Below are 20,482 nucleotides of genomic sequence, written 5' to 3'. Positions count from 1 at the left end.
GCTCGTACCGTCCCGGCGGCGGACATCTCCCAGGCCCCGGCGCTGCCCGGATCGGGGCGACTGTACGGGAACAACACGGACGGGCGCACCCGTTGCCCCCGTGGTGCGGTCCGGCCCGGGAGCGGCCGTACCGATCCCCGACCATCCCGGCGAGCGACGAAGGCAGAGCGGATGACCATGGCACGGCCCGGGAGCACCCACCGACGCGGACGACTGCTGGCCCTCACCGCCCTGGCGGCCGGCCTGGGCACGGCCGCCTGGGCGCTGCGCGACCTGCCGGCCGCGTTCGGGCGACGGCCGGACGGCGAGCGCGAGGAACGGGTGCGCAACTCCCCGCAGTACCGCGACGGCGTCTTCCACAACGCGCCCTCCACCCTCGCCCGCACGGCCGGCGCCCCCGGCTTCGACGGCGCCGCCGCCCGCCGGATGCTGTTCGAGCGGGCCGGCCGCGTCCCCGCCCGTCCGGTGCCGACCGTCCGCCCCGTCTCCCCGCCCGGGCCGGCCGCCGAGGGCGTGGAGGTCACCTGGTACGGGCACGCCTCCGCCCTGGTGGAGATCGAGGGCTTCCGGGTGCTGCTCGACCCGATCTGGAGCGACCGCTGCTCCCCCGCCGCGCACGTCGGCCCCAAGCGGCTGCACCCGGTGCCGGTGGAACTGGAGGAGCTGCCGCAGGTCGACGCGGTGCTGATCTCGCACGACCACTACGACCACCTGGACATGGCGACGGTCAAGCGCCTGGTGCGCAGCCAGTCCGCGCCCTTCGCGGTGCCGCTCGGCATCGGTGCCCACCTGCGCCGCTGGGGCGTCCCCGAGCACCGGATCATCGAACTGGACTGGGACGAGACCTGCACCCTGGGCGACCTGGTGCTCACCCTCACCGCGGCGCACCACTTCTCCGGCCGCGGGCTGACCCGCAACACCACCCTGTGGGGCTCCTGGGTGGTCGCCGGCCCGAACCGCAAGGTCTTCTACACCGGCGACTCCGGCTACTTCGAGGGCTACGCCCGGATCGGCGGCCAGCACGGCCCGTTCGACGCCGCACTGGTCCAGATCGGCGCCTACGACGCCGCCTGGGCGGACATCCACATGACCCCCGAGGACGCCGTCCTCGCGCACCGGGACCTGGCCGCCGGCCTGCTGGTGCCCGTCCACTGGTGCACCTTCAACCTGGGCCTGCACCCGTGGGCGGAGCCGATCGAGCGACTGGTGAAGGCCGCCAAGGAGCAGGCCGTCCCGCTGGTCGTGCCGCGCCCCGGCGAGCGGGTCGACGTCGACAACCCGCCGGAGCTGGACGGCTGGTGGGAGACCGTCGGCTGACGGCTCGCGCGGGCGCGCCGGGAGGGCACGCCGGAAGGGCGCGCCGGAAGGGCGGACGGGCGCGCCGGGAGGACGGGCCCCGGCGGCCGGACCGTCCCGGCCGAACCGCGGCGCACCGGTGGAAATGCGCTGGCCGGAAACCCTGTGGACGGGAAATGATGCGGTGCGGGCGCCCCTGTGGCGCCGCACCGCCACCCTCCGCGACCTGGGAGCACGATTGCCTCCGATCCCTCCGGCCGATCGCTCCGGCGCCCCGCACGGGCGCGCCGTCGACCCGCTGTTCCTCGCCCTGCCGCTGCGGCCGCTCGCGGACGCCGCCCTCGCCCGGGCCCGCGAACTGGGCGCGAGCCACGCCGACTTCCGCCTGGAGCGGATCCGCAGTGCCTCCTGGCGGCTGCGCGACGCGCGTCCGGCCGGCACCTCCGACAGCGTGCAGCTCGGTTTCGCCGTCCGGGTGGTGCTGGACGGCGCCTGGGGCTTCGCCGCCGGCGTCGACCTCACCCCCGACGCGGCGGCCCGGGTCGCCGAGCAGGCCGTCGCGGTGGCCCGGCTCTCCGGCGGGATCAGCCGGGCGGCCGGCTCCACCGAGCGGGTCGAGCTGGCCGACGAGCCGGTCCACCGGGACGTCACCTGGGTCTCCGCGTACGAGGTCAACCCCTTCGAGGTGCCGGACGCCGAGAAGACCGCCCTGCTCGCCGAGCGCAGCTCCCGGCTGCTGGCCGCCGAGGGCGTCTCGCACGTCCAGGCGGCCCTGCGGACCGTCCAGGAGAACAAGTTCTACGCGGACACCGCGGGCACGGTGACCACCCAGCAGCGGATCCGGGTGCACTCCGACCTGGAGGCCACCTCGGTCGACGAGCGCACCGGCGCCTTCGACTCGATGACGACCCTGGCCCCGCCGGTCGGCCGCGGCTACGAGTTCATCGTGGGGGCCCGGGGGTCGTCCCCCGACGGACGCGGCCTCACCGGCTCCGGCGCCGGAGCCGGCACCGGCTGGGACTGGGACGCCGAGCTCGCCGAACTGCCCGTCCTGCTGGCCGAGAAGATGCGGGCCCCGAGCGTCGAGGCGGGCCGCTACGACCTGGTCATCGACCCGACGAACCTCTGGCTGACCATCCACGAGTCGATCGGCCACGCCACCGAGCTGGACCGCGCGCTCGGCTACGAGGCCGCCTACGCCGGCACCTCCTTCGCCACCTTCGACCAGCTCGGCTCGCTCAAGTACGGCTCCGAGCTGATGCACGTCACCGGCGACCGCACCGCCGAGCACGGGCTGTCCACCATCGGCTACGACGACGAGGGCGTGGCCACCCAGTCCTGGGACCTCATCAAGGACGGTGTCCTGGTCGGCTACCAGCTCGACCGCCGCATCGCCGAGCTGAAGGGCTTCGAGCGCTCCAACGGCTGCGCCTTCGCCGATTCCCCGGCGCACGTCCCGGTGCAGCGGATGGCCAACGTCTCGCTGCAGCCGGCCGCCGACGGCCCGGACACCGAGGGCCTGTTCGCCGGGGTGGAGAACGGCCTGTACATCGTGGGCGACCGCTCGTGGTCGATCGACCAGCAGCGGTACAACTTCCAGTTCACCGGGCAACGCGCCTACGCCATCAAGAACGGCGAACTCGCGGGCCAGGTGAAGGACTTCGCCTACCAGGCCACCACCACCGACTTCTGGGGCTCGATGGCGGCGGTCGGCGGCCCGCAGACCTACTTCCTCGGCGGCGCCTTCAACTGCGGCAAGGCGCAGCCCGGTCAGATCGCGGCGGTCAGCCACGGCTGCCCGTCGGCGCTGTTCCGCAACGTCAACGTGCTCAACACCCAGCAGGAGGCGGGTCACTGATGACCGCGAAGCAGCCCCACGAACTCGTCGAGCTGGCGCTCGGCTTCTCCCGCGCCGACGGCTGCGTGGTGATCGCCGACGAGGAGTCCACTGCCAATCTACGCTGGGCGGGCAACGCGCTGACCACCAACGGCGTCACTCGCGGCCGCCGCCTCACCGTGATCGCCACCGTGGCCGGCGCCGAGGGCACCGCCTCCGGCGTGGTCTCCCGCGAGGCCGTCACCGAGCAGGAGGTGGAGGAGCTGGTGCGGGCCGCCGAGGAGGCCGCCCGCGCGGCCGGACCGGCCGAGGACGCGCAGCCGCTGATCGCCGACCGGCCGTCCTCGCCGGACTTCACCGAGCCGCCCGCGCTGACCTCCGTCGAGGTGTTCGACGCCTTCGGCCCGGCCCTCGGCGAGGCCTTCGCCCGCGCCGCCGCCCGGGGCGAACTGCTGTACGGCTTCGCCCGGCACGAGATGACCTCCAGCTACCTGGGCAGCTCCACCGGCCTGCGGCTGCGCCACGACCAGCCCACCGGCATGGTCGAGATCAACGCCAAGACCGCCGACCTGTCCAGCTCCGCCTGGGTGGGCGCGTCCACCCGGGACTTCGCCGACATCGACGTCGCCGCCCTGCACACCGAGCTGACCAGGCGGCTCGGCTGGGGCGCCCGCAAGGTGGACCTGCCGGCCGGGCGGTACGAGGCGCTGCTGCCGCCCTCGGCCGTGGCCGACCTGCTGATCGTCCTCAACTGGTCCTCCGGCGGCCGGGACGCCCAGGAGGGCCGGACGGTCTTCTCCAAGCCCGGCGGGGGCACCCGGATCGGCGACAAGCTCAGCGGCCTGCCGCTGACGCTGCGCTCCGACCCGCACGAGCCCCACCTGGAGGCCGCGCCGTTCGTGCTCACCCACTCCACCGGCGGGGACTACTCGGTCTTCGACAACGGCCAGCCGGTCGCCGCCACCGAGTGGATCCGCGACGGCGTGCTGAACGACCTGATCACCAGCCGTCACGCGGCGGCCCTCACCGGCCTGCCGCTGCGCCCGGCGATCGACAACCTCGTCCTGGAGACGGCCGACCAGGAGTCGGCGCCGACCCTGGACGAGATGATCGCCCGCACCGAGCGCGGCCTGCTGCTCACCTGCCTCTGGTACATCCGCGAGGTGGACCCGGCGACGCTGCTGCTCACCGGGCTCACCCGGGACGGCGTCTACCTGGTGGAGAACGGCGAGGTCGTCGGCGAGGTCAACAACTTCCGGTTCAACGAATCCCCGGTGGACCTGCTGAACCGGATCACCGAGGTGGGCCGCACCGAACGCTGCCTGCCCCGCGAGTGGAGCGACAACGTCACCCGCACCGCGATGCCACCCGTGCGTGTCACGGACTTCAACATGAGTTCGGTCAGCCGGGCGTCCTAGCCGCTGACCAACGGGGGATACGAGAGACATGATGGACAAGAAGCGCCTGGTCAGATCGAGCAAGATGCTGTCGCGCATCCTGCGGCACGAACCCGGGCTGGTGGGGGTCACGCTGGACGGGGCCGGCTGGGTCCGGGTCGACGAGCTGCTCGACGCGCTCGCCGCCCGGGGCAGGCCGCTCACCCGGGCCGAGCTGGACCACGTCGTGGCGACCAACAACAAGCGCCGCTTCGGCTACTCGCCGGACGGTCTCTCGATCCGCGCCAATCAGGGCCACACGGTGGCGGTCGACCTCGGTCTGGCCGCCGCCGTGCCACCGCCGGTGCTCTACCACGGCACCGCCGACCGGCACCTGGCGGCGATCTTCCGCGAGGGCCTGCGCCCGATGGCCCGCCAGGACGTCCACCTCTCGGCGGACACCGGGACGGCGACCGGGGTCGGCGCCCGGCACGGCCGTCCGGTGGTGCTGACCGTGAACGCGGCGGCGATGACGGCGGCCGGCCACGAGTTCCGGCTCAGTGAGAACGGCGTCTGGCTCACCGACGCCGTGCCCCCGCGGTACCTCTCCCGACGCTCGTAGCCCGCCGGGCCGCGCCCCGCGCCGGCGCCCGCGACCGTTGGGCCTGTCCGCTCCGCCGGACAGGCCCTTCGCGTACCCGACCGGGTGGGTCCGGCCCACCCGGTCTCGTCCCCACCCGTGCCCGGGCGTACCGTGAGGAGGCCGCGCGGCCAGGCGCGCGGGTGCGCGACGAGGGCGGTAGGACACATGGGCAAGAGCGCCGACGACGGGCAGGTCTTCCGGATCACGGGGGCGCGCAGCAGCCTCACCGAGGACGTCCGGGGACGCCAGCGCCGCTACGTCATCTCGATGCTGGTCCGCACGGCCTGCGTGCTGCTCGCCGTGGTGCTGTGGGACGTCCAGCGGGTGCTGGCGTTCGCCGCCCTGGCGGGGGCCGTCCTGCTGCCGTACTTCGCGGTGCTGATCGCCAACGCGGGCCGGGAGCGGGCCCCGGGGCTGCCGAGCACCTTCGACTTCCCGCTCGACACCCCGCTGATGCTCGGCCCCGGTGGGGCGGGTGGGGCTGGTGCGAAGGCCGGTACAGGTGAGGCAAAGGCCGCTCCCACCGATCCTTCACAGGACGTGGACTGACCGTCCGTTTCACGCCACTTCGCCCTCGTTCAGCTCGTCGAAAGCTCAAAAGAAGCTCAGATTAATCATGCAAGACCTCCCCATCCGAGGGTGGTGGCGTGACATACTGCGTACGCGCTCCGCATCCCCCGTCGGAGCGACGGACCGACGCCGGGCGGCTCCCCCCGTGGCTGCCCGGCGTCGCCATGCCCGGATCCGGTCGGCCCGAGCGGGCGTGACAGACTGGCGGTGCAGACGTCACCCGCCAATCGTTGAGGACGGCCCGATGGACACCCCGCAGACGCCGATCTGCTCCGCCAAGGGCTGCCGGGCGGACGCCGGCTGGGTGCTGGTGTGGAACAACCCCAAGCTGCACACCCCGGACCGCCGCAAGACCTGGCTCGCCTGCGACGAGCACCGCGAGCACCTCTCCCAGTTCCTCGGGGTGCGCGGCTTCCTCAAGGAGGTCGTCGCCTTCGCCGACTGGACCCCCGAGGCCGTCGAGAGTTCCGGCGGGGCTGCGTAGCAACCCGTCCGGGGCTCCGGCGAGTCGGCCCGGAGGGCGGACCGGTCCGGAAAGCGGTCCGCCGCCGAGGGGCCGTCTAGCCGCCGATCGCGGACATCGGCCGCTCGGGCTGGAGGAACTCCGGGTCGTCGATCCCGGCCCCGGCCTTCTTCCCCCACATCGCCGCCCGCCACAGCGCGGCCAGTTCGGCGTCGTCCGCGCCCGAGCGCAGCGCGGTGCGCAGGTCGGTCTCGCCGGTCGCGAACAGGCAGTTGCGCACCTGGCCGTCGGCGGTCAGCCGGGTGCGGTCGCAGACCCGGCAGAACGGACGGGTGACCGAGGCGATCACGCCCACCCGGCCGGGGCCGCCGTCCACCAGCCAGCGCTCGGCGGGTGCCGCGCCCCGGCGCTCGGACGGCTCCGGGGTGAGCGCGAAGCGGGCCCGCAGCAGGTCGAGGATCTCCGTCGCGGTGACCATCGACGCGCGGTCCCAGCCGTGCTGGGCGTCCAGCGGCATCTGCTCGATGAAGCGCAGCTCGTAGCCCCGCTCCAGGCACCAGGCCAGCAGGTCGGCCGCCTCGTGGTCGTTGACCCCGCGCATCAGTACCGCGTTCAGCTTCACCGGCGCGAGCCCGGCGGCCTCGGCGGCGGCCAGCCCGTCCAGCACGTCCTGGTGGCGGTGGCGGCGGGTGAGGGTGTGGAAGACCTCGGGGTCGAGGGTGTCCAGCGAGACGTTGACCCGGTCGAGGCCGGCCTCGCGCAGCGCCGTCGCGGTGCGGGCCAGCCCGATGCCGTTGGTGGTCAGTGAGAGTTCCGGGCGCGGTTCCAGCTCCGAGCAGGCGGCGACGACGGCGACCAGCCCGGGGCGCAGCAGCGGCTCGCCGCCGGTGAAGCGGACCTCGCGCACGCCCAGGTCGCGCACGGCGACGGTGACGAGCCGCACGATCTCCTCGTCGGTGAGCAGGTCCGGCTTGGCGAGCCACTGCAGGCCCTCCTCCGGCATGCAGTAGGTGCAGCGCAGGTTGCACCGGTCCGTGAGGGAGACCCGCAGGTCGACGGCCTGTCGTCCGAAGGTGTCGAGCAGCACGTGCGTCCTTCCCCGAGATGCGGCCGGCCCGGCCACCGTCACGGCGGGCCGGGCCAGCATAGTCATCGCGGAACGATCAGTGGGCGCCCAGCCCGGTCAGCGAGCGCACCTCCAGTTCAGCGTACTTCGCCGGGTCGGACTGTTCCCTGGACAGCAGCGTGCCGAGCCAGCCGGCCAGGAAGCCGACCGGGATGGAGACCAGGCCGGGGTTCTCCAGCGGGAACCAGTGGAAGTCGGAGTGCGGGAAGAGCGAGGTCTTCGCGCCGGAGACCACCGGGGAGAAGACCACCAGCGTCACCGAGGTGATCAGTCCGGCGTAGACCGAGCTGACCGCGCCGACGGTGGTGAAGCGCTTCCAGAACAGCGAGTAGAGCAGGGTGGGCAGGTTCGCCGAGGCGGCGACCGCGAAGGCCAGGGCGACCAGGGCGGCGGTGTTGAGCTTGTCCGCGAAGAGGCTGAGCACGATCGCGACGGCCCCGATCGCGACCGCGGCCCACTTCGCCGAGCGCACCTCCTCCTTCTCGCTCGCCTTCCCGCGCCGGATCACGTTGGCGTAGAGGTCGTGCGCGAAGGAGGCCGAGGAGGCGAGCGTGAGCCCGGCGACCACGGCCAGGATGGTGGCGAAGGCGACCGCGGAGATCACCGCGAGCAGGATCGCGCCGCCGGTGGTCCCGGCGCCTCCGCCGAGCGCCTCGGCCAGCTGGGGCGCCGCGGTGTTGCCCGCCGCGTTCGCCGCCTTGATCGCCTTGGAGCCGACCAGCGCGGCGGCGCCGAAGCCGAGCGCCAGGGTCATCAGGTAGAAGACGCCGATGATGCCGATCGCCCAGAGCACCGACTTCCGGGCCGCCTTGGCGGTGGGAACGGTGTAGAAGCGGACCAGGATGTGCGGCAGGCCGGCGGTGCCGAGGACCAGCGCGATGCCCAGGCTGATGAAGTCGAGCTTGGCGGTGCCGCTGCCGTACTTCTGCCCTGGTTGGAGGAAGGCCTCGCCCTTGCCGCTCGCGCTCGCCGCCGCGCCGAGCAGTTCGGAGGGGTTGAAGTGGTACTTGGCCAGTACCAGGACGGTCATCAGCGCGGCGCCGGCGATCAGCAGCACCGCCTTGACGATCTGCACCCAGGTGGTGCCCTTCATCCCTCCGATCACCACATAGATGATCATCAGCGCGCCGACCCCGACGATGGTCCAGCGCTTGGCGGCGTTCCCCTCCGCGCCCAGCAGCAGCGCGACCAGGGTGCCGGCGCCGACCATCTGGGCGAGCAGGTAGAAGATCGACACCACGATGGTGGAGACGCCCGCCGCGGTGCGCACCGGGCGCTGGCGCATCCGGAACGCGAGGACGTCCGCCATCGTGAAGCGACCGGAGTTGCGCAGCGGTTCGGCGATCAGCAGCAGCGCGACCAGCCAGGCGACCAGGAAGCCGATCGAGTAGAGGAAGCCGTCGTAGCCGGTGAGCGCGATGGTCCCGGCGATGCCGAGGAAGGACGCGGCGGACATGTAGTCGCCGGAGATGGCCAGGCCGTTCTGGAAGCCGGTGAAGCCGCGGCCGCCGGCGTAGAAGTCGGAGGCGCTCCTGGTCTGCCGCCCGGCCCAGACGGTGATGCCGAGGGTGGCCAGGACGAAGACGCCGAACAGGGCCATCGTCAGACCGCGGTGCTCGGTGGCGGAGCTGGCGAGCGAAGTCATTCGGCGGGCTCCCGGGGTGCGTGGACGACGGCGCCGTGCGCCTCGCGGATCGCCGCGGCGGACGGGTCGATCCGCCGGTCCGCGTAGCGGGCGTACCAGGCGGCGATCGCGAAGGTGGTCACGAACTGGAGCAGCCCGAGCACCAGGGCCACGTTGACGTGCCCGAGGACCTTGGTGCGCATCAGTCCCGGCGCGTAGCAGGAGAGCAGGACGTAGAGCAGGTACCAGAGCACGAAACCGATGGTGACCGGGAAGGCGAAGCTCCGGAACGAGCGCCGCAGGGTTCGGAACTCCTCGCTGTCGTCGATGAGTTGGGCTTCCGTGGCGGCGGTGGTGAGCGGCGGCGAATCCACGCTGTCTCCTCACTCCTTCGGCGTATTTGTCACACGGGGGGATCGATCGAACGTGAGGGGCGTCACATGTCTGGCGCCGCGCAATGCTAGGAGCGTCCTGCCCGCCCCGGAAGGGGTTGACCGCGATCAGTCGAGCGTTCACCCCCTCGCACCATCCGATTGGCCGAAAAGCAGTCCATCTCAGCGACTTCGCCGCACCGGACCGCCCCCCAGCCCGCGACACCCGACACCCGACACCCGGCCGCCGCCCGCGCCCTCCCCCGGGAACGACACCGGGAGCGGCCCCGGGAAACGACACCGGCCCGTGCCACACCCCGAAGGGGCGGCACGGGCCGGGTGCCGGGAGGCCGAGGTCTCAGAACGCGATCCGCACCTTCAGGGCCGAGCGGTCGTCCATTGCGCGGTAGCCGTCCGGAACGCCGTCCAGGCCGACGGTGCGGTCGAAGACCAGGCCCGGCTCGATGGCGCCCGAGAGCACGTCCGGCAGCAGCTCGGGGATGTACGCGCGGGCCGGGGCGACACCGCCGTTCAGCGAGACGTTTCGGCCGAACATCTGACCGATGTCGACGCCCGCGCTGCCGCCGTGCGGCACCCCGACGTAGCCCACCGCGCCGCCGTCCCGGGTGATCGAGATGGCCGTCCGCATCGACTCCTCGGTACCGACCGCCTCCAGCACCGCGTGCGCGCCCTGGCCGCCGGTCAGCTCCTTCACCGCCTCGACCGCGGCCTCGCCGCGCTCCGCCACCACGTCCGTCGCACCGAAGCGACGGGCCAGTTCGGTACGGGCCGCGTGCCGGCCCAGCGCGATGATCCGGCCCGCGCCCAGCCGGTGCGCCGCCAGCACCCCGCACAGGCCCACCGCGCCGTCGCCGACCACCGCGACCGTCGCACCCGGCCGCACCCGCGCGGAGACCGCCGCGTGGTGCCCGGTCGACATCACGTCGGACAGCGCCAGCAGCCCGGGCAGCAGCTTCTCGTCGCCCGCCGCCTCCTTCGGCAGCTTCACCAGCGTCCCGTCCGCGAACGGCACCCGCACCGCCTCGCCCTGGCCGCCGTCCGAACCGACCTGCCCCCAGAACCCGCCGTGCGGACAGGAGGTCTGCAGCCCTTCGAGACAGAAGTCACACGTCCCGTCCGACCAGACGAACGGCGCCACCACCAGGTCGCCCCTGGCGAAGCCGCGCACCTCGGCGCCGACCTCCTCGACCACGCCCAGGAACTCGTGCCCGATCCGCTGCCCGGCCACCCGCTGCGCCACGCCGCGGTAGGCCCACAGGTCGCTGCCGCAGATGCAGGCGTTCACCACCCGGAGCAGCACGTCCGCCGGATGCTGGATCACCGGGTCCGGGACCTCTTCGATCCGGATGTCGTTGGGGCCGTGAATCACGGTGGCACGCATGCGCTGTTCCTTAGCTGAAAGATCTCGACCAGGTGTACGACACCCCCGTCGACCACTCTATTCCGGCCGGTCGGTCGCAACATTCCGGCCGGAGCCCCCCGCCCCGCCCCTTATCCTGTTGGACCATGCAACCGATCCAGCCCGAGACCTACGGAGTGCCGCGGACCGCGCCGGTCCCCGCGCAGCGCTCCGCCGTCCCCACCGGGGGCTTCGCGGTCGTCGACGTCGAGACCACCGGTCTCGGCCGCTCGGACCGCGTCATCTCGGCGGGCGTCTACCAGCTGGACGCGGACGGCGACGTCGTCGACCACTGGTACACCCTGGTCAACCCCCAGCGGGACCCGGGCCCGGTCTGGATCCACGGCCTCACCGCCGAGCTGCTCGCCACCGCCCCGACCTTCCCGCAGATCGCCGACGAGCTCGCCGCCCGTCTGCGGGACCGCGTCCTGGTCGCGCACAACGCGCTCTTCGACTGGAACATGATCTCCCGCGAGTTCTCCCGGGCCGGCCTGCGCGCCCCGGTCGAGCAGCGGCTGTGCACCATGGTCCTCTCCCGCGACCTGCGCCTGCCGCTGCCCAACGGCAAGCTGTCCTCGCTCGCCGCCCACTTCGGCGTCCAGCAGCGCCACGCCCACAACGCCCTGGACGACGCCCGGGTGCTCGCCGAGGCCTTCCGCCCCAGCCTGCGCCTCGCCCGCGACGGCGGCGTGCCGCTGCCGCTCCAGAACTGCGTCGCGGTCACCGACCTCGGCGAGGAGGAGCCGGCCGCCCCGGGCCGCAGCACCTGGACCGGCGCCACGTACCGCCAGGCCAAGAAGCGCCCGCCCTGCCCGTACCCCAACCCGGGGCGCTGGGAGGACGGCAAGCCCCTGGTCCAGGGCATGCGGGTGGCCGTCACCGGCGACACCGCCACCGACCGCGAGGTCCTGGAGGACCGCGCGGTCGAGGCCGGTCTGCACATCGCCACCTCGGTGAGCCGCCTCACCAGCCTGCTGGTCACCAACGAGCCGGACAGCTGGAGCGGCAAGGCCCGCCGGGCCCGCGAGCTCGGCACCCCCGTCGTCGGCGAGGACGCCTTCCTCCAGCTGCTGCGCGAGGTCGCCCCGCACCCCGGTGCGTGAGCCGTTTGTGAGGTCGGCGTACCGTTCCCATGTGTACCGTTTTCTGCTGACCCGACAGTGGCTGATCACCATGCTGGTCGCGCTGCTGCTGATCCCCGCGACGATCAAGCTGGGCTTCTGGCAGCTGCACCGCCACGAGGCACGGGTGGCCCGGAACGAGCTGATCGGTCAGGCCCTCACCGCCGCGCCGGTCCCCTTCGACACCCTGTCGCCGACCCCCGGCTTCGCGGTCCCCAAGGACCTCACCTGGCGCGCGGCGACCGCCACCGGACAGTACGACCCGGCACACGAGTTCGTGGTCCGCAAGCGGACCGACTCCAACGGCAGCATCGGCTACTTCGTGGTGACCCCGTTCCGGCTCGCCGACGGCAAGGGCACCGTCCTGGTCAACCGCGGCTGGGTCGCCTCCGGCGACGGCGCCACCGAGTACCCGCCCGTCCCGGCCGCCCCCACCGGCGATGTCTCCCTCACCGGCCGCCTGCGCGCCGAGGAGACGTACGGCGCCAGCGGCATCAAGGACCGCACCGGCCTGCCCGACCGCCAGTTCAACCTGATCAACACCGACGAGCAGGCCAAGCGGACCGGCGCCCCGCTCCTCGGCGGCTACCTCGAACTCACCGGCACCACCCCCGCCCCGGCCGACCAGCCCCAGCTGATCCCCGAGCCCAACCACTCCGACATCGGCCCGCACATGGCCTACGCCATCCAGTGGTGGCTGTTCACCGCGATGATCCCGGTCGGCGTCTGGGTCCTCGCCCGCCGCGAGGCCAAGGACCGCGCCAAGCAGGCCGCCGAAGCCGAGGTCCCGCTCGACGCCGTCCCCGCCTAGAGCACGTCGCCTGGCGCACATCGCCCAGAGCAGGTCGCCCAGAGCAGGTCGCCCAGAGCCGCCTAGAGCACGTCGTCCAGCTCCCGCAGCAGCCGCGCCTTCGCCCGCGCCCCCACCACCGACCGCACCGGCTGCCCGCCCCGGAACACCATCAGCGTCGGCATCGACAGCACCCCGTACGCCGCCTGCGTCCGCAGATTGTGGTCCACGTCCACGCTCACCACCCGCAGCCGGTGCCCCTCCTCCCGCGCGATGTCCGCCAGCACCGGCGCCATCATCCGGCACGGCGGGCACCAGTCCGCCGTGAAGTCCACCAGCACCGGCCCCTCGGCCCCCAGCACCTCAGCGGCGAACGTCTCGTCCGTCACCGCCGGCACACCCGTGATCTCCACCGTCTACTCCTTCACCAGTTCGCAAACAGGCGGCTCCTGAACGGCGGCCAGCTCGTCCCGCGCCCTCACGGCCCGATCGAACTGCCCCGCCACCTGGGCCCGCACGTCCTGGAGCCGGGCGATGCACTCGTCCAGCTCCCCCAACTTCCGCCGGTACACCTCCAGAGAGGCCGGACAGGAGTCCCCCTCCGGGTGCCCCGCCCGCAGGCACTCCACGAACGGCCTGGTCTCCTCCAGCCCGAACCCGAAGTCCTGCAACATCCGGATCTCCCGCAGCAACCGCAGATCCCCCTCGTCGTACGCCCGGTACCCGTTGCCCGCCCGCCGGGCCGGCAACAACCCCAACTGCTCGTAGTACCGCAACGCCCGCGTGGTCGTCCCCGCCCGCTCCGCCAACTCCCCGATCCGCACGCCGAACCACTCCTCCCGCACTTCCGGCAACGACCGTAAACCTTCCCCCCGGCGTCAACGCCAGCCCCGACCCGTCCCCACTCCCCGACCGGGCAAGATGTCCCCCATGGATCTCGGACTGAAGGACAAGGCCTACATCGTCACCGGCGCCACCCGGGGCCTCGGCCTCGCCGGCGCCCGCGAACTCGCCGCCGACGGCGCCCGGGTGCTCATCAGCGGCCGCACCCGGCAAGCCGTCGACAACGCCGTCGCCGAACTCGAAACTCTCGGAACCGCCCGGGGCCTCGTCGCCGACAACGCCTCCCCCGACACCCCCGAGCGCCTCATCGCCGAGGCCCGGCACCACTTCGGTCGTCTCGACGGCATCCTGATCAGCGTCGGCGGCCCCCAGGCCGGCCCCGTCGAGACCACCCCCGAGGACGCGTGGCGCGACGCCTTCGAGTCCGTCTTCCTCGGTGCCCTCCGGATCGCCCGCGCCACCGCCGCCGCGCTCACCGACGGCGGTGTGATCGCCTTCGTGCTCTCCAGCTCGGTCCGCCAGCCGATTCCCGGTCTGGGCATCTCCAACGGCCTGCGTCCGGGTCTCGCCATGGCCGCCAAGGCCCTCGCCGACGAGCTCGGCCCCCGCGGCATCCGCGTGATCGGTCTGCTCCCGGCCCGGATCGACACCGACCGGGTCCGCGAGCTCGACGGCCTCGCCGACGACCCCGACGCCGCCCGCGCCCGGGCCAGCGCCGCCATCCCGCTGGGCCGCTACGGCACCCCCGAGGAGTTCGGCAAGGTCGCCGCGTTCCTGCTCTCCCCCGCCGCCTCCTACCTGACCGGCGTCATGATCCCCGTCGACGGCGGCGCCCTCCGCACCCTCTGACTCCCGCCTCCACTCTCGATCGCTCGGCCCTGACCGTTCCTGGACTACTCCACCCGCGACCGGCTCCGCCCCCGCCGCCCCCGTCGGCCACGTCCGTGCCGCGGCTCGGCGGGGGCCGCCTGCAGGACCCTGATCCGCAGATCGGCCGGCAGCGCCGCCAGCCGCAGGCTCCCGCAGGCGTCCGTCCGAGGCCCGTCCTCGAAGTGCTCCACCAGCGCGGCCGGATCCCCGCCCGGCCGCAACCGCACCGCACCGCGCAGCTGCGGATGCCTCGGCGCCCGCACCAACCGCACCCCGGCCCGCTCGACCTGCGGCAGCACCACCGTCCGGTTCTCCAACGCCTCCTCCAGTGCCCGCGCACCGACCCGCAGTCGAAGCCCGCCCGCCCCCGGCGTCGGCACCTCGATGCTCGACAGCCCTGTACGCCTCAGCTGCGCCACCAGCCACCACACCATCCCCGCCACCAGCACGGTCAGTCCGCCGATCACCGTCGGCCACCACCACGCCGACGCCACCCACTGCCCCCGCGAACGCGCGCTGACCACCGGCTGGTCGGGCGAGGTGAGCGGCCACCAGTCCGGTGGATGCACGCCCAGCCTCCGGTACAGGTCGAGCCCGCCCGCCAGCACCAGCACCCCGACCCCCAGCAGTACCGCCCCCACCACCCCCAGCAGCACCCGGTTGACGACCGTCCGCCTCACCCCGCCACCCCCGCACCGCCGGCCGTTCCGGCCCCCGTACCGGCACCGGGGTCACCGGCACCCGGGTCCGACCCTCCGGCCGGTTCCTCCCCCACCACACGCGCGGTCCCCCGCGCCGCCCGCACGTCCAGCCGCATCGGCCGTCCCAGCCCCACCCGTCCCAGCTCGTCCCGCAACTGCCGCTGCACCAACGCCGGCTCCGCCGTCCCCGCCAACGAGATCCGGATCCGCCGCCGCCCGACCCGGATCCGCAGGTGGTCGATCCCGTCCAGTCCGGCCGCCCGGTCCGTCAGCAGGTGCCCGACCCCGGCCCGGTCGATGGCCGCGCTCGTCCCCCCGTACGGCCGCAGTACGAGCCAGCGCCGCAATCCGGGCGCGACGGCCAGCCACAGCAGCCACCCGCCGAGCAGGGTCACCGCTCCGGCCCCCACCAGGACCGCCAGGTCGTCGAGGTGCCGCGTCGCCAGCTCGTCCGCGATCTGCGCCCGCCACCGCCGGGCCGGCTGCCCCACCCGCACCGCGATCACGTCGTACAGCAGCGCCCCCGCCACCACCAGCACCGCCGTCGCCACCAGCGCCGCCGCAGCCGTACGGGGCGCCCGCGGCCGTCGCACCTTGTCCGCCCGAAGCTCCGATGCCGCCCCCTGCACCTCCTCCGGTCCCTGCGCCCCCTCCGCCTCAGGGGCCTGCGCGCTCACGAAGCGCCCCCCGTCACCAACTTCTCGACCACGACGACCACTTCCGAGACCCTGACCCCGGTCAGCCCCGCCACCCGCTCGGCGATCCGCGCCCGCACCGCCCCGGCCAGCGTCGCGACGTCCGAGGGGAACGGCAGCTCAAGAGCCACCCGGACCCGCACCGTGCTCCCCGGTACGGTCACCGAGACGTGCGGCGGCGCCCCCTTCGCCCGCCCGGCGGGCCAGGCCTCGGCCAGCACCTCCCGGGTGGCCCGAGCCGCGATCCCGGCGTACACCCGGTCGGCGATCCGAAGCCGCCCCCGACGCCCCGGCACGGACCCGGCCCCCGAAGCCGACCCCGACCCCGACCCCGAAACAGAACCCGAACCCGAACCGTGACCGGGCCCCGAGCCCGACCCGGAACGGGAGACCACGACCGGAACCGACACGGGGCCCGTCATCAGCGGCGCCGGTCGCGGCCGCGGAGCAGGTCCCCGAGGTCGCCCAGCTCGATGTCGCCCTCCAGCAGGCGTCCGATCACGAAGCCGACCAGCCCGAGCACGGCCACCAGCAGGAAGGCCGCGAACCCGCCGAAGTACCCGGCGAAGCCGAGGGCCATGCCCACCACCAGGCCGACGATGGCCAGGTTCATCCGCTACTCCCTCGTTTCCCGCTACTCCGTCGGGCCCGACGCCCCCGGCCTGCCGCGAACGCGCTACTTGAGCTTCGGCCGCTGCCCGGACGGCGCCACCGGCTCCTCTTCCTCCTCGAACTCCGGTTCGTCCGGGAGGTGGACGTCGTTGACCGCGATGTTGACCTCGACGACCTCCAGGCCGGTCATCCGTTCGACCGCGTTGACGATGTTCTCCCGCACCTGGCGGGCGAGTTCGGGAATGACCACGCCGTACTCGACCACCAGGGCGATGTCGATCGCGGTCTGCTTCTCGCCGACCTCGGCCTTGATGCCCCGCCCGACGCTGGGCTTGCCGCCGGGCACCCGGTCCCGCATCGCGCCGAAGGTGCGGGCCAGGCCGGACCCGAGCGCGTGGATTCCGGCGACCTCGCGGGCCGCCATGCCGGCGATCTTCTCCACCACGCCGACGGCCAGCGCGGTGCGGCCGCGCTCCCCCACCGGCTTGGCACCGCCGCCGGCACCCGGCGGACCGGGGTTCGGGGCGCTGCCACCACCGGTGTGCTTGTGCATGGTCGCGGGCGTCGGAGTGTCAGGCATGGGCGCTTCTCCCGTCGTACGGCACCAGCTATATCGCAAACCTCCCCAACTCTGGCATTTCGCCACGGTCCCCGCCCCCCGAGCGTCGGCAGCCCACCCCGACGCCCGCCCCTGCGCGAGAGATTCCGTCCCCCACGCGGGAGGCCCACCGGGAGACCCACCCGGGAGACCCGCGCGAAAGACCCCGCACAGGAGAAAAGGGCCCGGCCCCGGGGAAGTCCCCCGGGGCCGGGCCCTGCGCCGTCGCCGTTCGGTCAGTCGCCGATCCCGGCGAGCTCCCGCAGTCGGCGGGCCTGCGCCGCCCGTTCGGCCGAACGCTGCTCGTCGAAGGAGCGCCCGGCGGCCCCCTGCAGCAGGGCCTTGGTCTCGATCACCGCCCCGCGCGGAGCGGCCAGCAGGGCCGCCGCGAGGTCGCGGGCGGCCGCCTCCAGGTCCTCGCCCGACACGGCGAGGTTGGCCAGCCCGATCGCGGCGGCCTCCTCGGCACCCACCCAGCGGCCGGTCGCGCAGATCTCCAGTGCCCGCGCGTAGCCGACGAGCTCGGTGAGCGGCTTGGTGCCGGCCAGGTCCGGAACGAGGCCCAGCGAGGTCTCCTTCATCGCGAACTGGACGTCCTCGGCGACCACCCGCAGGTCGCAGCCGAGGGCCAGCTGGAAGCCCGCGCCGACGGCGTGGCCCTGGACCGCCGCGATGGAGATCAGGTCCGGACGGCGCCACCAGGTGAAGGCCTCCTGGTACGAGGCGATGGCGTCGTCCAGCTCCCGGTCGGTGGAGGCGGCGAGCTGGAGGAAGGTGGGCTCGCCCGGGATGCCCTCGGGGGTGAACATGGCCCGGTCCAGCCCGGCGGAGAAGGAGACCCCCTCCGCGCGCAGCAGCACCACCCGGACGTTGCCGGGCAGCTCGCGGCCGGCCTCGGTGAGGGCGCGCCAGAGCGCGGGCGACTGGGCGTTGCGCCGCTTGGGTCGGCACAGGGTGACGACGGCGAGTTCGCCCTCGATCTCCAGGCGGACGCCGTCCCGCTCCCAGCTCGGGGCCTGCGGGTCGATGGCGGGGGCGGTCATGCGGGGACCTCCGGTGGCGAGGGACTTGGCTACCGGAGAGTAACAAAACTCGACGCGCCTGGGCAGGGGCCCCGACCCGGAGAGATCGACGGGGCCTGCGGCACTCCACGACACCCCGCGAGGCGCGAATGCGGGACGAGGCGAGGCGAAGGGCGAAAGGGAAATGAACGGTATTGAAGAATGGGGGAAGGACCTCACCCCGGACATGACGATCGGCGGCCGGCCCGCACGGCTCGAGGGCGGACGCCCAGCTGACGGTCAGCTGTCGTCTCCTCGGCCGGCACCCTGCCGCCGCGCCATCCAGCCACTGGCTGACGAACCGTCAGGAACCGGCCCCGGCAGTCGCCTTGTTCTTGCCCCGCGTGGCACCGCCGCGGCCCCGGAGAATCACTCCGGACTCGCTCAGCATCCGGTGCACAAAGCCGTACGAACGACCGGTCTCCTCCGCGAGAGCGCGAATGCTCGCCCCGGAGTCGTACTTCTTCTTGAGATCGGCCGCGAGCTTCTCACGCGCGGCACCGGTCACCCGGCTGCCCTTTTTCAGAGTCTCGGCCACCCGTGCCTCCTCGTAGCGTTGCTCGGTCAGATTCCCATGATCACCCATCCACCGCGTCCTGGCCACCCATTCGACAAGGTCGATGTCGGAAATGCGTGGTCCTTCGGTGGTGATCCGAGCGCATCAGGGCGCTCACGCAGAGTGCACGCCCCCTGGCGGATCCGGCCGTTCGCCGAGAAAGGGCTGATCAGCAACGTCGGCCCGACCACGATCGAGTGGCGGGCCGACGGAAAGTCCTTAAACGGAATCCGGGTCTACTTCATTCCCGGACACGCCGAAAGGACTAGATATTCTCATCCGAAAAGCGGATCTCGCGTCTACTTCCGGTCAGGCCAAGGAGACCAGATCGGCGTAGGACGGGTTCCAGAGGTCCTCCACGCCGTCCGGCAGCAGGATGATCCGCTCCGGGTCGAGCGCCTCGACCGCGCCCTCGTCGTGGGTGACCAGCACGACCGCGCCGGAGAACTCGCGCAGCGCGCCCAGGATCTCCTCGCGGCTGGCCGGGTCGAGGTTGTTGGTGGGCTCGTCGAGCAGCAGCACGTTGGCGGAGGAGACCACCAGGGTGGCCAGCGCCAGACGGGTCTTCTCACCGCCGGAGAGCACCCCGGCCGGCTTGTCGACGTCGTCGCCGGAGAACAGGAAGGAACCGAGGATCTTGCGGATCTGCACCAGGTCGGTGTCGGGCGCGGCCGAGCGCATGTTCTCCAGCACGCTGCGGTCCGGGTCGAGCGTCTCGTGCTCCTGGGCGTAGTAGCCGATCTTCAGGCCGTGGCCCGGGATCACCTCGCCGGTGTCCGGCTGCTCCACCCCGGCCAGCATCCGCAGCAGGGTGGTCTTGCCGGCGCCGTTGAAGCCCAGCACGACGACCCGGGAACCGCGGTCGATCGCCAGGTCGACGTCGGTGAAGATCTCCAGCGAGCCGTAGGACTTGGACAGGCCGCTGGCGGTCAGCGGGGTCTTGCCGCAGGGGGCCGGCTCCGGGAAGCGCAGCTTGGCGACCTTGTCGTTCACCCGGACCTGCTCCAGCCCGGAGAGCAGCTTGTCGGCGCGGCGGGCCATGTTCTGCGCGGCCACCGTCTTGGTCGCCTTGGCCCGCATCTTGTCGGCCTGGGCGTTGAGGGTCGCGGCCTTCTTCTCGGCGTTGGCCCGCTCGCGCTTGCGGCGCTTCTCGTCGTCCTCGCGCTGCTGCTGGTACTGCTTCCAGCCCATGTTGTAGACGTCGATGCAGGAGCGGTTGGCGTCCAGGTAGAAGACCTTGTTGACGACCGTCTCGACCAGGTCGACATCGTGCGAGATGACGATGAAGCCGCCCTTGTAGGTCTTCAGGAAGTCCCGCAGCCAGACGATCGAGTCCGCGTCCAGGTGGTTGGTGGGCTCGTCGAGGAGCAGCACGTCGGAGTCCGAGAAGAGGATCCGGGCCAGCTCGACCCGGCGGCGCTGACCACCGGAGAGAGTGTGCAGCGGCTGGCCGAGGATGCGGTCCGGCAGGCCCAGCGCGGCGGCGATGGTGGCGGCCTCGGCCTCGGCGGCGTACCCGCCCTTGGTGAGGAACTCGGTCTCCAGCCGGGCGTACTTCTTCATCGCGTTGTCCCGGGTGGCGCCCTTGCCGTTGGCCATCCGCTCCTCGTTCTCGCGCATCTTCTTCAGCACGGTGTCGAGGCCGCGGGCGGAGAGGATGCGGTCCTTGGCGAGGACCTCCAGGTCACCGGTGCGCGGGTCCTGCGGGAGGTAGCCGACCTCGCCCGAACGGGTGACGGTACCGGCGGCGGGCAGGCCCTCGCCCGCCAGCACCTTGGTGAGCGTGGTCTTGCCGGCGCCGTTGCGACCGACCAGACCGATCCGGTCGCCGGCGGCGACCTTGAAGTTCGCGGACTCGATCAGGATCCGGGCACCGGCACGCAGTTCGAGGGCGTTGGCGGAAATCATG

General features: G+C 72.9%; 23 protein-coding genes. 9 read left to right on the top strand and 14 right to left on the bottom strand.

What is annotated here, in order from left to right; genetic code table 11:
* The first annotated feature begins 171 nt into the window (after positions 1-171).
* The 6 genes from ACFVHV_RS23580 (at position 172) to ACFVHV_RS23555 (ending at position 6,206) form a co-directional block, all read left to right on the top strand.
* The gene (locus ACFVHV_RS23580; protein WP_359911486.1) at positions 172-1,317 is read left to right on the top strand and encodes an MBL fold metallo-hydrolase; all 1,146 of its coding nucleotides are present in this window, start codon (positions 172-174) and stop codon (positions 1,315-1,317) included.
* 226 nt (positions 1,318-1,543) lie between these two features.
* Complete coding sequence (locus tag ACFVHV_RS23575; RefSeq protein WP_380353199.1) at positions 1,544-3,154, top strand: TldD/PmbA family protein; 1,611 nt, start codon at positions 1,544-1,546, stop codon at positions 3,152-3,154.
* Complete coding sequence (locus ACFVHV_RS23570; RefSeq protein ID WP_380353178.1) at positions 3,154-4,551, top strand: metallopeptidase TldD-related protein; 1,398 nt, start codon at positions 3,154-3,156, stop codon at positions 4,549-4,551. Before ACFVHV_RS23575 ends, ACFVHV_RS23570 begins: the two co-directional genes overlap by 1 nt.
* A 31-nt stretch (positions 4,552-4,582) precedes the next feature.
* Positions 4,583-5,131, top strand: coding sequence for an RNA 2'-phosphotransferase (locus ACFVHV_RS23565; protein ID WP_380353197.1), 549 nt, complete (start codon positions 4,583-4,585; stop codon positions 5,129-5,131).
* A 186-nt stretch (positions 5,132-5,317) separates the two neighbouring features.
* Positions 5,318-5,701: a DUF3099 domain-containing protein gene (locus ACFVHV_RS23560; RefSeq protein WP_359911491.1), complete on the top strand. Its 384-nt coding sequence runs from the start codon at positions 5,318-5,320 to the stop codon at positions 5,699-5,701.
* Between the two features lie 265 nt (positions 5,702-5,966).
* Positions 5,967-6,206 (top strand): hypothetical protein, encoded by a 240-nt coding sequence (locus ACFVHV_RS23555; RefSeq protein ID WP_359911494.1) that lies wholly within the window; start codon positions 5,967-5,969, stop codon positions 6,204-6,206.
* 76 nt (positions 6,207-6,282) lie between these two features.
* Here ACFVHV_RS23555 and moaA read toward each other — a convergent pair whose 3' ends face one another.
* The 4 genes from moaA to ACFVHV_RS23535 form a co-directional block, all read right to left on the bottom strand.
* A complete protein-coding gene (moaA, locus tag ACFVHV_RS23550; protein WP_380353195.1) occupies positions 6,283-7,272 on the bottom strand; it encodes a GTP 3',8-cyclase MoaA in 990 nt (329 codons plus the stop codon).
* A 76-nt stretch (positions 7,273-7,348) separates the two neighbouring features.
* Entirely contained in the window at positions 7,349-8,956 is a 1,608-nt protein-coding gene (locus ACFVHV_RS23545; protein ID WP_380353176.1) for a cation acetate symporter, read from the bottom strand.
* Positions 8,953-9,309, bottom strand: coding sequence for a DUF485 domain-containing protein (locus tag ACFVHV_RS23540; protein ID WP_359911500.1), 357 nt, complete (start codon positions 9,307-9,309; stop codon positions 8,953-8,955). Before ACFVHV_RS23540 ends, ACFVHV_RS23545 begins: the two co-directional genes overlap by 4 nt.
* 355 nt (positions 9,310-9,664) lie before the next feature.
* The gene (locus ACFVHV_RS23535; protein ID WP_359903293.1) at positions 9,665-10,708 is read right to left on the bottom strand and encodes a zinc-dependent alcohol dehydrogenase family protein; all 1,044 of its coding nucleotides are present in this window, start codon (positions 10,706-10,708) and stop codon (positions 9,665-9,667) included.
* Between the two features lie 125 nt (positions 10,709-10,833).
* Between ACFVHV_RS23535 and ACFVHV_RS23530 the strand changes: the two genes are divergently transcribed.
* On the top strand, positions 10,834-11,829 hold the full coding sequence (locus ACFVHV_RS23530) for a DEDDh family exonuclease (RefSeq protein ID WP_359903296.1): 996 nt from the start codon (positions 10,834-10,836) through the stop codon (positions 11,827-11,829).
* 31 nt (positions 11,830-11,860) lie between these two features.
* The gene (locus tag ACFVHV_RS23525) at positions 11,861-12,658 is read left to right on the top strand and encodes an SURF1 family protein (RefSeq protein ID WP_359903299.1); all 798 of its coding nucleotides are present in this window, start codon (positions 11,861-11,863) and stop codon (positions 12,656-12,658) included.
* A gap of 62 nt (positions 12,659-12,720) precedes the next feature.
* Here the strand turns inward: ACFVHV_RS23525 and trxA are convergent, their stop codons facing one another.
* Together trxA and ACFVHV_RS23515 are read right to left on the bottom strand one after the other, a co-directional pair.
* The gene (trxA, locus tag ACFVHV_RS23520; RefSeq protein ID WP_380353174.1) at positions 12,721-13,050 is read right to left on the bottom strand and encodes a thioredoxin; all 330 of its coding nucleotides are present in this window, start codon (positions 13,048-13,050) and stop codon (positions 12,721-12,723) included.
* A 3-nt stretch (positions 13,051-13,053) separates the two neighbouring features.
* Positions 13,054-13,461, bottom strand: coding sequence for a MerR family transcriptional regulator (locus ACFVHV_RS23515; protein WP_359903456.1), 408 nt, complete (start codon positions 13,459-13,461; stop codon positions 13,054-13,056).
* Positions 13,462-13,567: 106 nt separating this feature from the next.
* Between ACFVHV_RS23515 and ACFVHV_RS23510 the strand changes: the two genes are divergently transcribed.
* Positions 13,568-14,329: an SDR family oxidoreductase gene (locus ACFVHV_RS23510; protein ID WP_380353172.1), complete on the top strand. Its 762-nt coding sequence runs from the start codon at positions 13,568-13,570 to the stop codon at positions 14,327-14,329.
* 44 nt (positions 14,330-14,373) lie between these two features.
* Here ACFVHV_RS23510 and ACFVHV_RS23505 read toward each other — a convergent pair whose 3' ends face one another.
* From ACFVHV_RS23505 to ACFVHV_RS23470, 8 genes are all read right to left on the bottom strand, one after another.
* The gene (locus ACFVHV_RS23505) at positions 14,374-15,030 is read right to left on the bottom strand and encodes an alkaline shock response membrane anchor protein AmaP (RefSeq protein WP_359903308.1); all 657 of its coding nucleotides are present in this window, start codon (positions 15,028-15,030) and stop codon (positions 14,374-14,376) included.
* A complete protein-coding gene (locus tag ACFVHV_RS23500; protein ID WP_380353170.1) occupies positions 15,027-15,728 on the bottom strand; it encodes a DUF6286 domain-containing protein in 702 nt (233 codons plus the stop codon). The genes ACFVHV_RS23505 and ACFVHV_RS23500 overlap by 4 nt, the downstream gene beginning before the upstream one ends.
* Positions 15,725-16,042, bottom strand: coding sequence for a hypothetical protein (locus ACFVHV_RS23495; RefSeq protein WP_359903314.1), 318 nt, complete (start codon positions 16,040-16,042; stop codon positions 15,725-15,727). The genes ACFVHV_RS23500 and ACFVHV_RS23495 overlap by 4 nt, the downstream gene beginning before the upstream one ends.
* A gap of 125 nt (positions 16,043-16,167) precedes the next feature.
* Positions 16,168-16,359, bottom strand: coding sequence for a hypothetical protein (locus tag ACFVHV_RS23490; RefSeq protein ID WP_359903317.1), 192 nt, complete (start codon positions 16,357-16,359; stop codon positions 16,168-16,170).
* Between the two features lie 63 nt (positions 16,360-16,422).
* Positions 16,423-16,911: an Asp23/Gls24 family envelope stress response protein gene (locus ACFVHV_RS23485; RefSeq protein ID WP_359903459.1), complete on the bottom strand. Its 489-nt coding sequence runs from the start codon at positions 16,909-16,911 to the stop codon at positions 16,423-16,425.
* Between the two features lie 281 nt (positions 16,912-17,192).
* Positions 17,193-17,999 carry an enoyl-CoA hydratase/isomerase family protein gene (locus ACFVHV_RS23480; protein ID WP_359903320.1) on the bottom strand — a complete coding sequence of 269 codons (807 nt, stop codon included), beginning with the start codon at positions 17,997-17,999 and terminating at the stop codon, positions 17,193-17,195.
* A 322-nt stretch (positions 18,000-18,321) separates the two neighbouring features.
* On the bottom strand, positions 18,322-18,555 hold the full coding sequence (locus tag ACFVHV_RS23475) for a helix-turn-helix domain-containing protein (protein WP_030059940.1): 234 nt from the start codon (positions 18,553-18,555) through the stop codon (positions 18,322-18,324).
* 327 nt (positions 18,556-18,882) lie between these two features.
* The gene (locus ACFVHV_RS23470; RefSeq protein ID WP_359903323.1) at positions 18,883-20,481 is read right to left on the bottom strand and encodes an ABC-F family ATP-binding cassette domain-containing protein; all 1,599 of its coding nucleotides are present in this window, start codon (positions 20,479-20,481) and stop codon (positions 18,883-18,885) included.
* Position 20,482 lies beyond the last annotated feature (1 nt).

The organism is Kitasatospora sp. NPDC127116 (assembly GCF_042677365.1).
Lineage (GTDB): Bacteria > Actinomycetota > Actinomycetes > Streptomycetales > Streptomycetaceae > Kitasatospora > Kitasatospora lactacystinica.
This window is presented reverse-complemented; position numbering and strand designations above follow the sequence as displayed.

Coding starts and splice junctions, on each gene's coding strand:
- ACFVHV_RS23580 (WP_359911486.1), top strand. CDS start 172: ATGACCATGGCACGGCCCGGGAGCACCCACCGACGCGGACGACTGCTG.
- ACFVHV_RS23570 (WP_380353178.1), top strand. CDS start 3,154: ATGACCGCGAAGCAGCCCCACGAACTCGTCGAGCTGGCGCTCGGCTTC.
- ACFVHV_RS23565 (WP_380353197.1), top strand. CDS start 4,583: ATGGACAAGAAGCGCCTGGTCAGATCGAGCAAGATGCTGTCGCGCATC.
- ACFVHV_RS23560 (WP_359911491.1), top strand. CDS start 5,318: ATGGGCAAGAGCGCCGACGACGGGCAGGTCTTCCGGATCACGGGGGCG.
- ACFVHV_RS23555 (WP_359911494.1), top strand. CDS start 5,967: ATGGACACCCCGCAGACGCCGATCTGCTCCGCCAAGGGCTGCCGGGCG.
- ACFVHV_RS23545 (WP_380353176.1), bottom strand. CDS start 8,956: ATGACTTCGCTCGCCAGCTCCGCCACCGAGCACCGCGGTCTGACGATG.
- ACFVHV_RS23535 (WP_359903293.1), bottom strand. CDS start 10,708: ATGCGTGCCACCGTGATTCACGGCCCCAACGACATCCGGATCGAAGAG.
- ACFVHV_RS23530 (WP_359903296.1), top strand. CDS start 10,834: ATGCAACCGATCCAGCCCGAGACCTACGGAGTGCCGCGGACCGCGCCG.
- ACFVHV_RS23510 (WP_380353172.1), top strand. CDS start 13,568: ATGGATCTCGGACTGAAGGACAAGGCCTACATCGTCACCGGCGCCACC.
- ACFVHV_RS23490 (WP_359903317.1), bottom strand. CDS start 16,359: ATGAACCTGGCCATCGTCGGCCTGGTGGTGGGCATGGCCCTCGGCTTC.
- ACFVHV_RS23485 (WP_359903459.1), bottom strand. CDS start 16,911: ATGCACAAGCACACCGGTGGTGGCAGCGCCCCGAACCCCGGTCCGCCG.
- ACFVHV_RS23480 (WP_359903320.1), bottom strand. CDS start 17,999: ATGACCGCCCCCGCCATCGACCCGCAGGCCCCGAGCTGGGAGCGGGAC.
- ACFVHV_RS23470 (WP_359903323.1), bottom strand. CDS start 20,481: ATGATTTCCGCCAACGCCCTCGAACTGCGTGCCGGTGCCCGGATCCTG.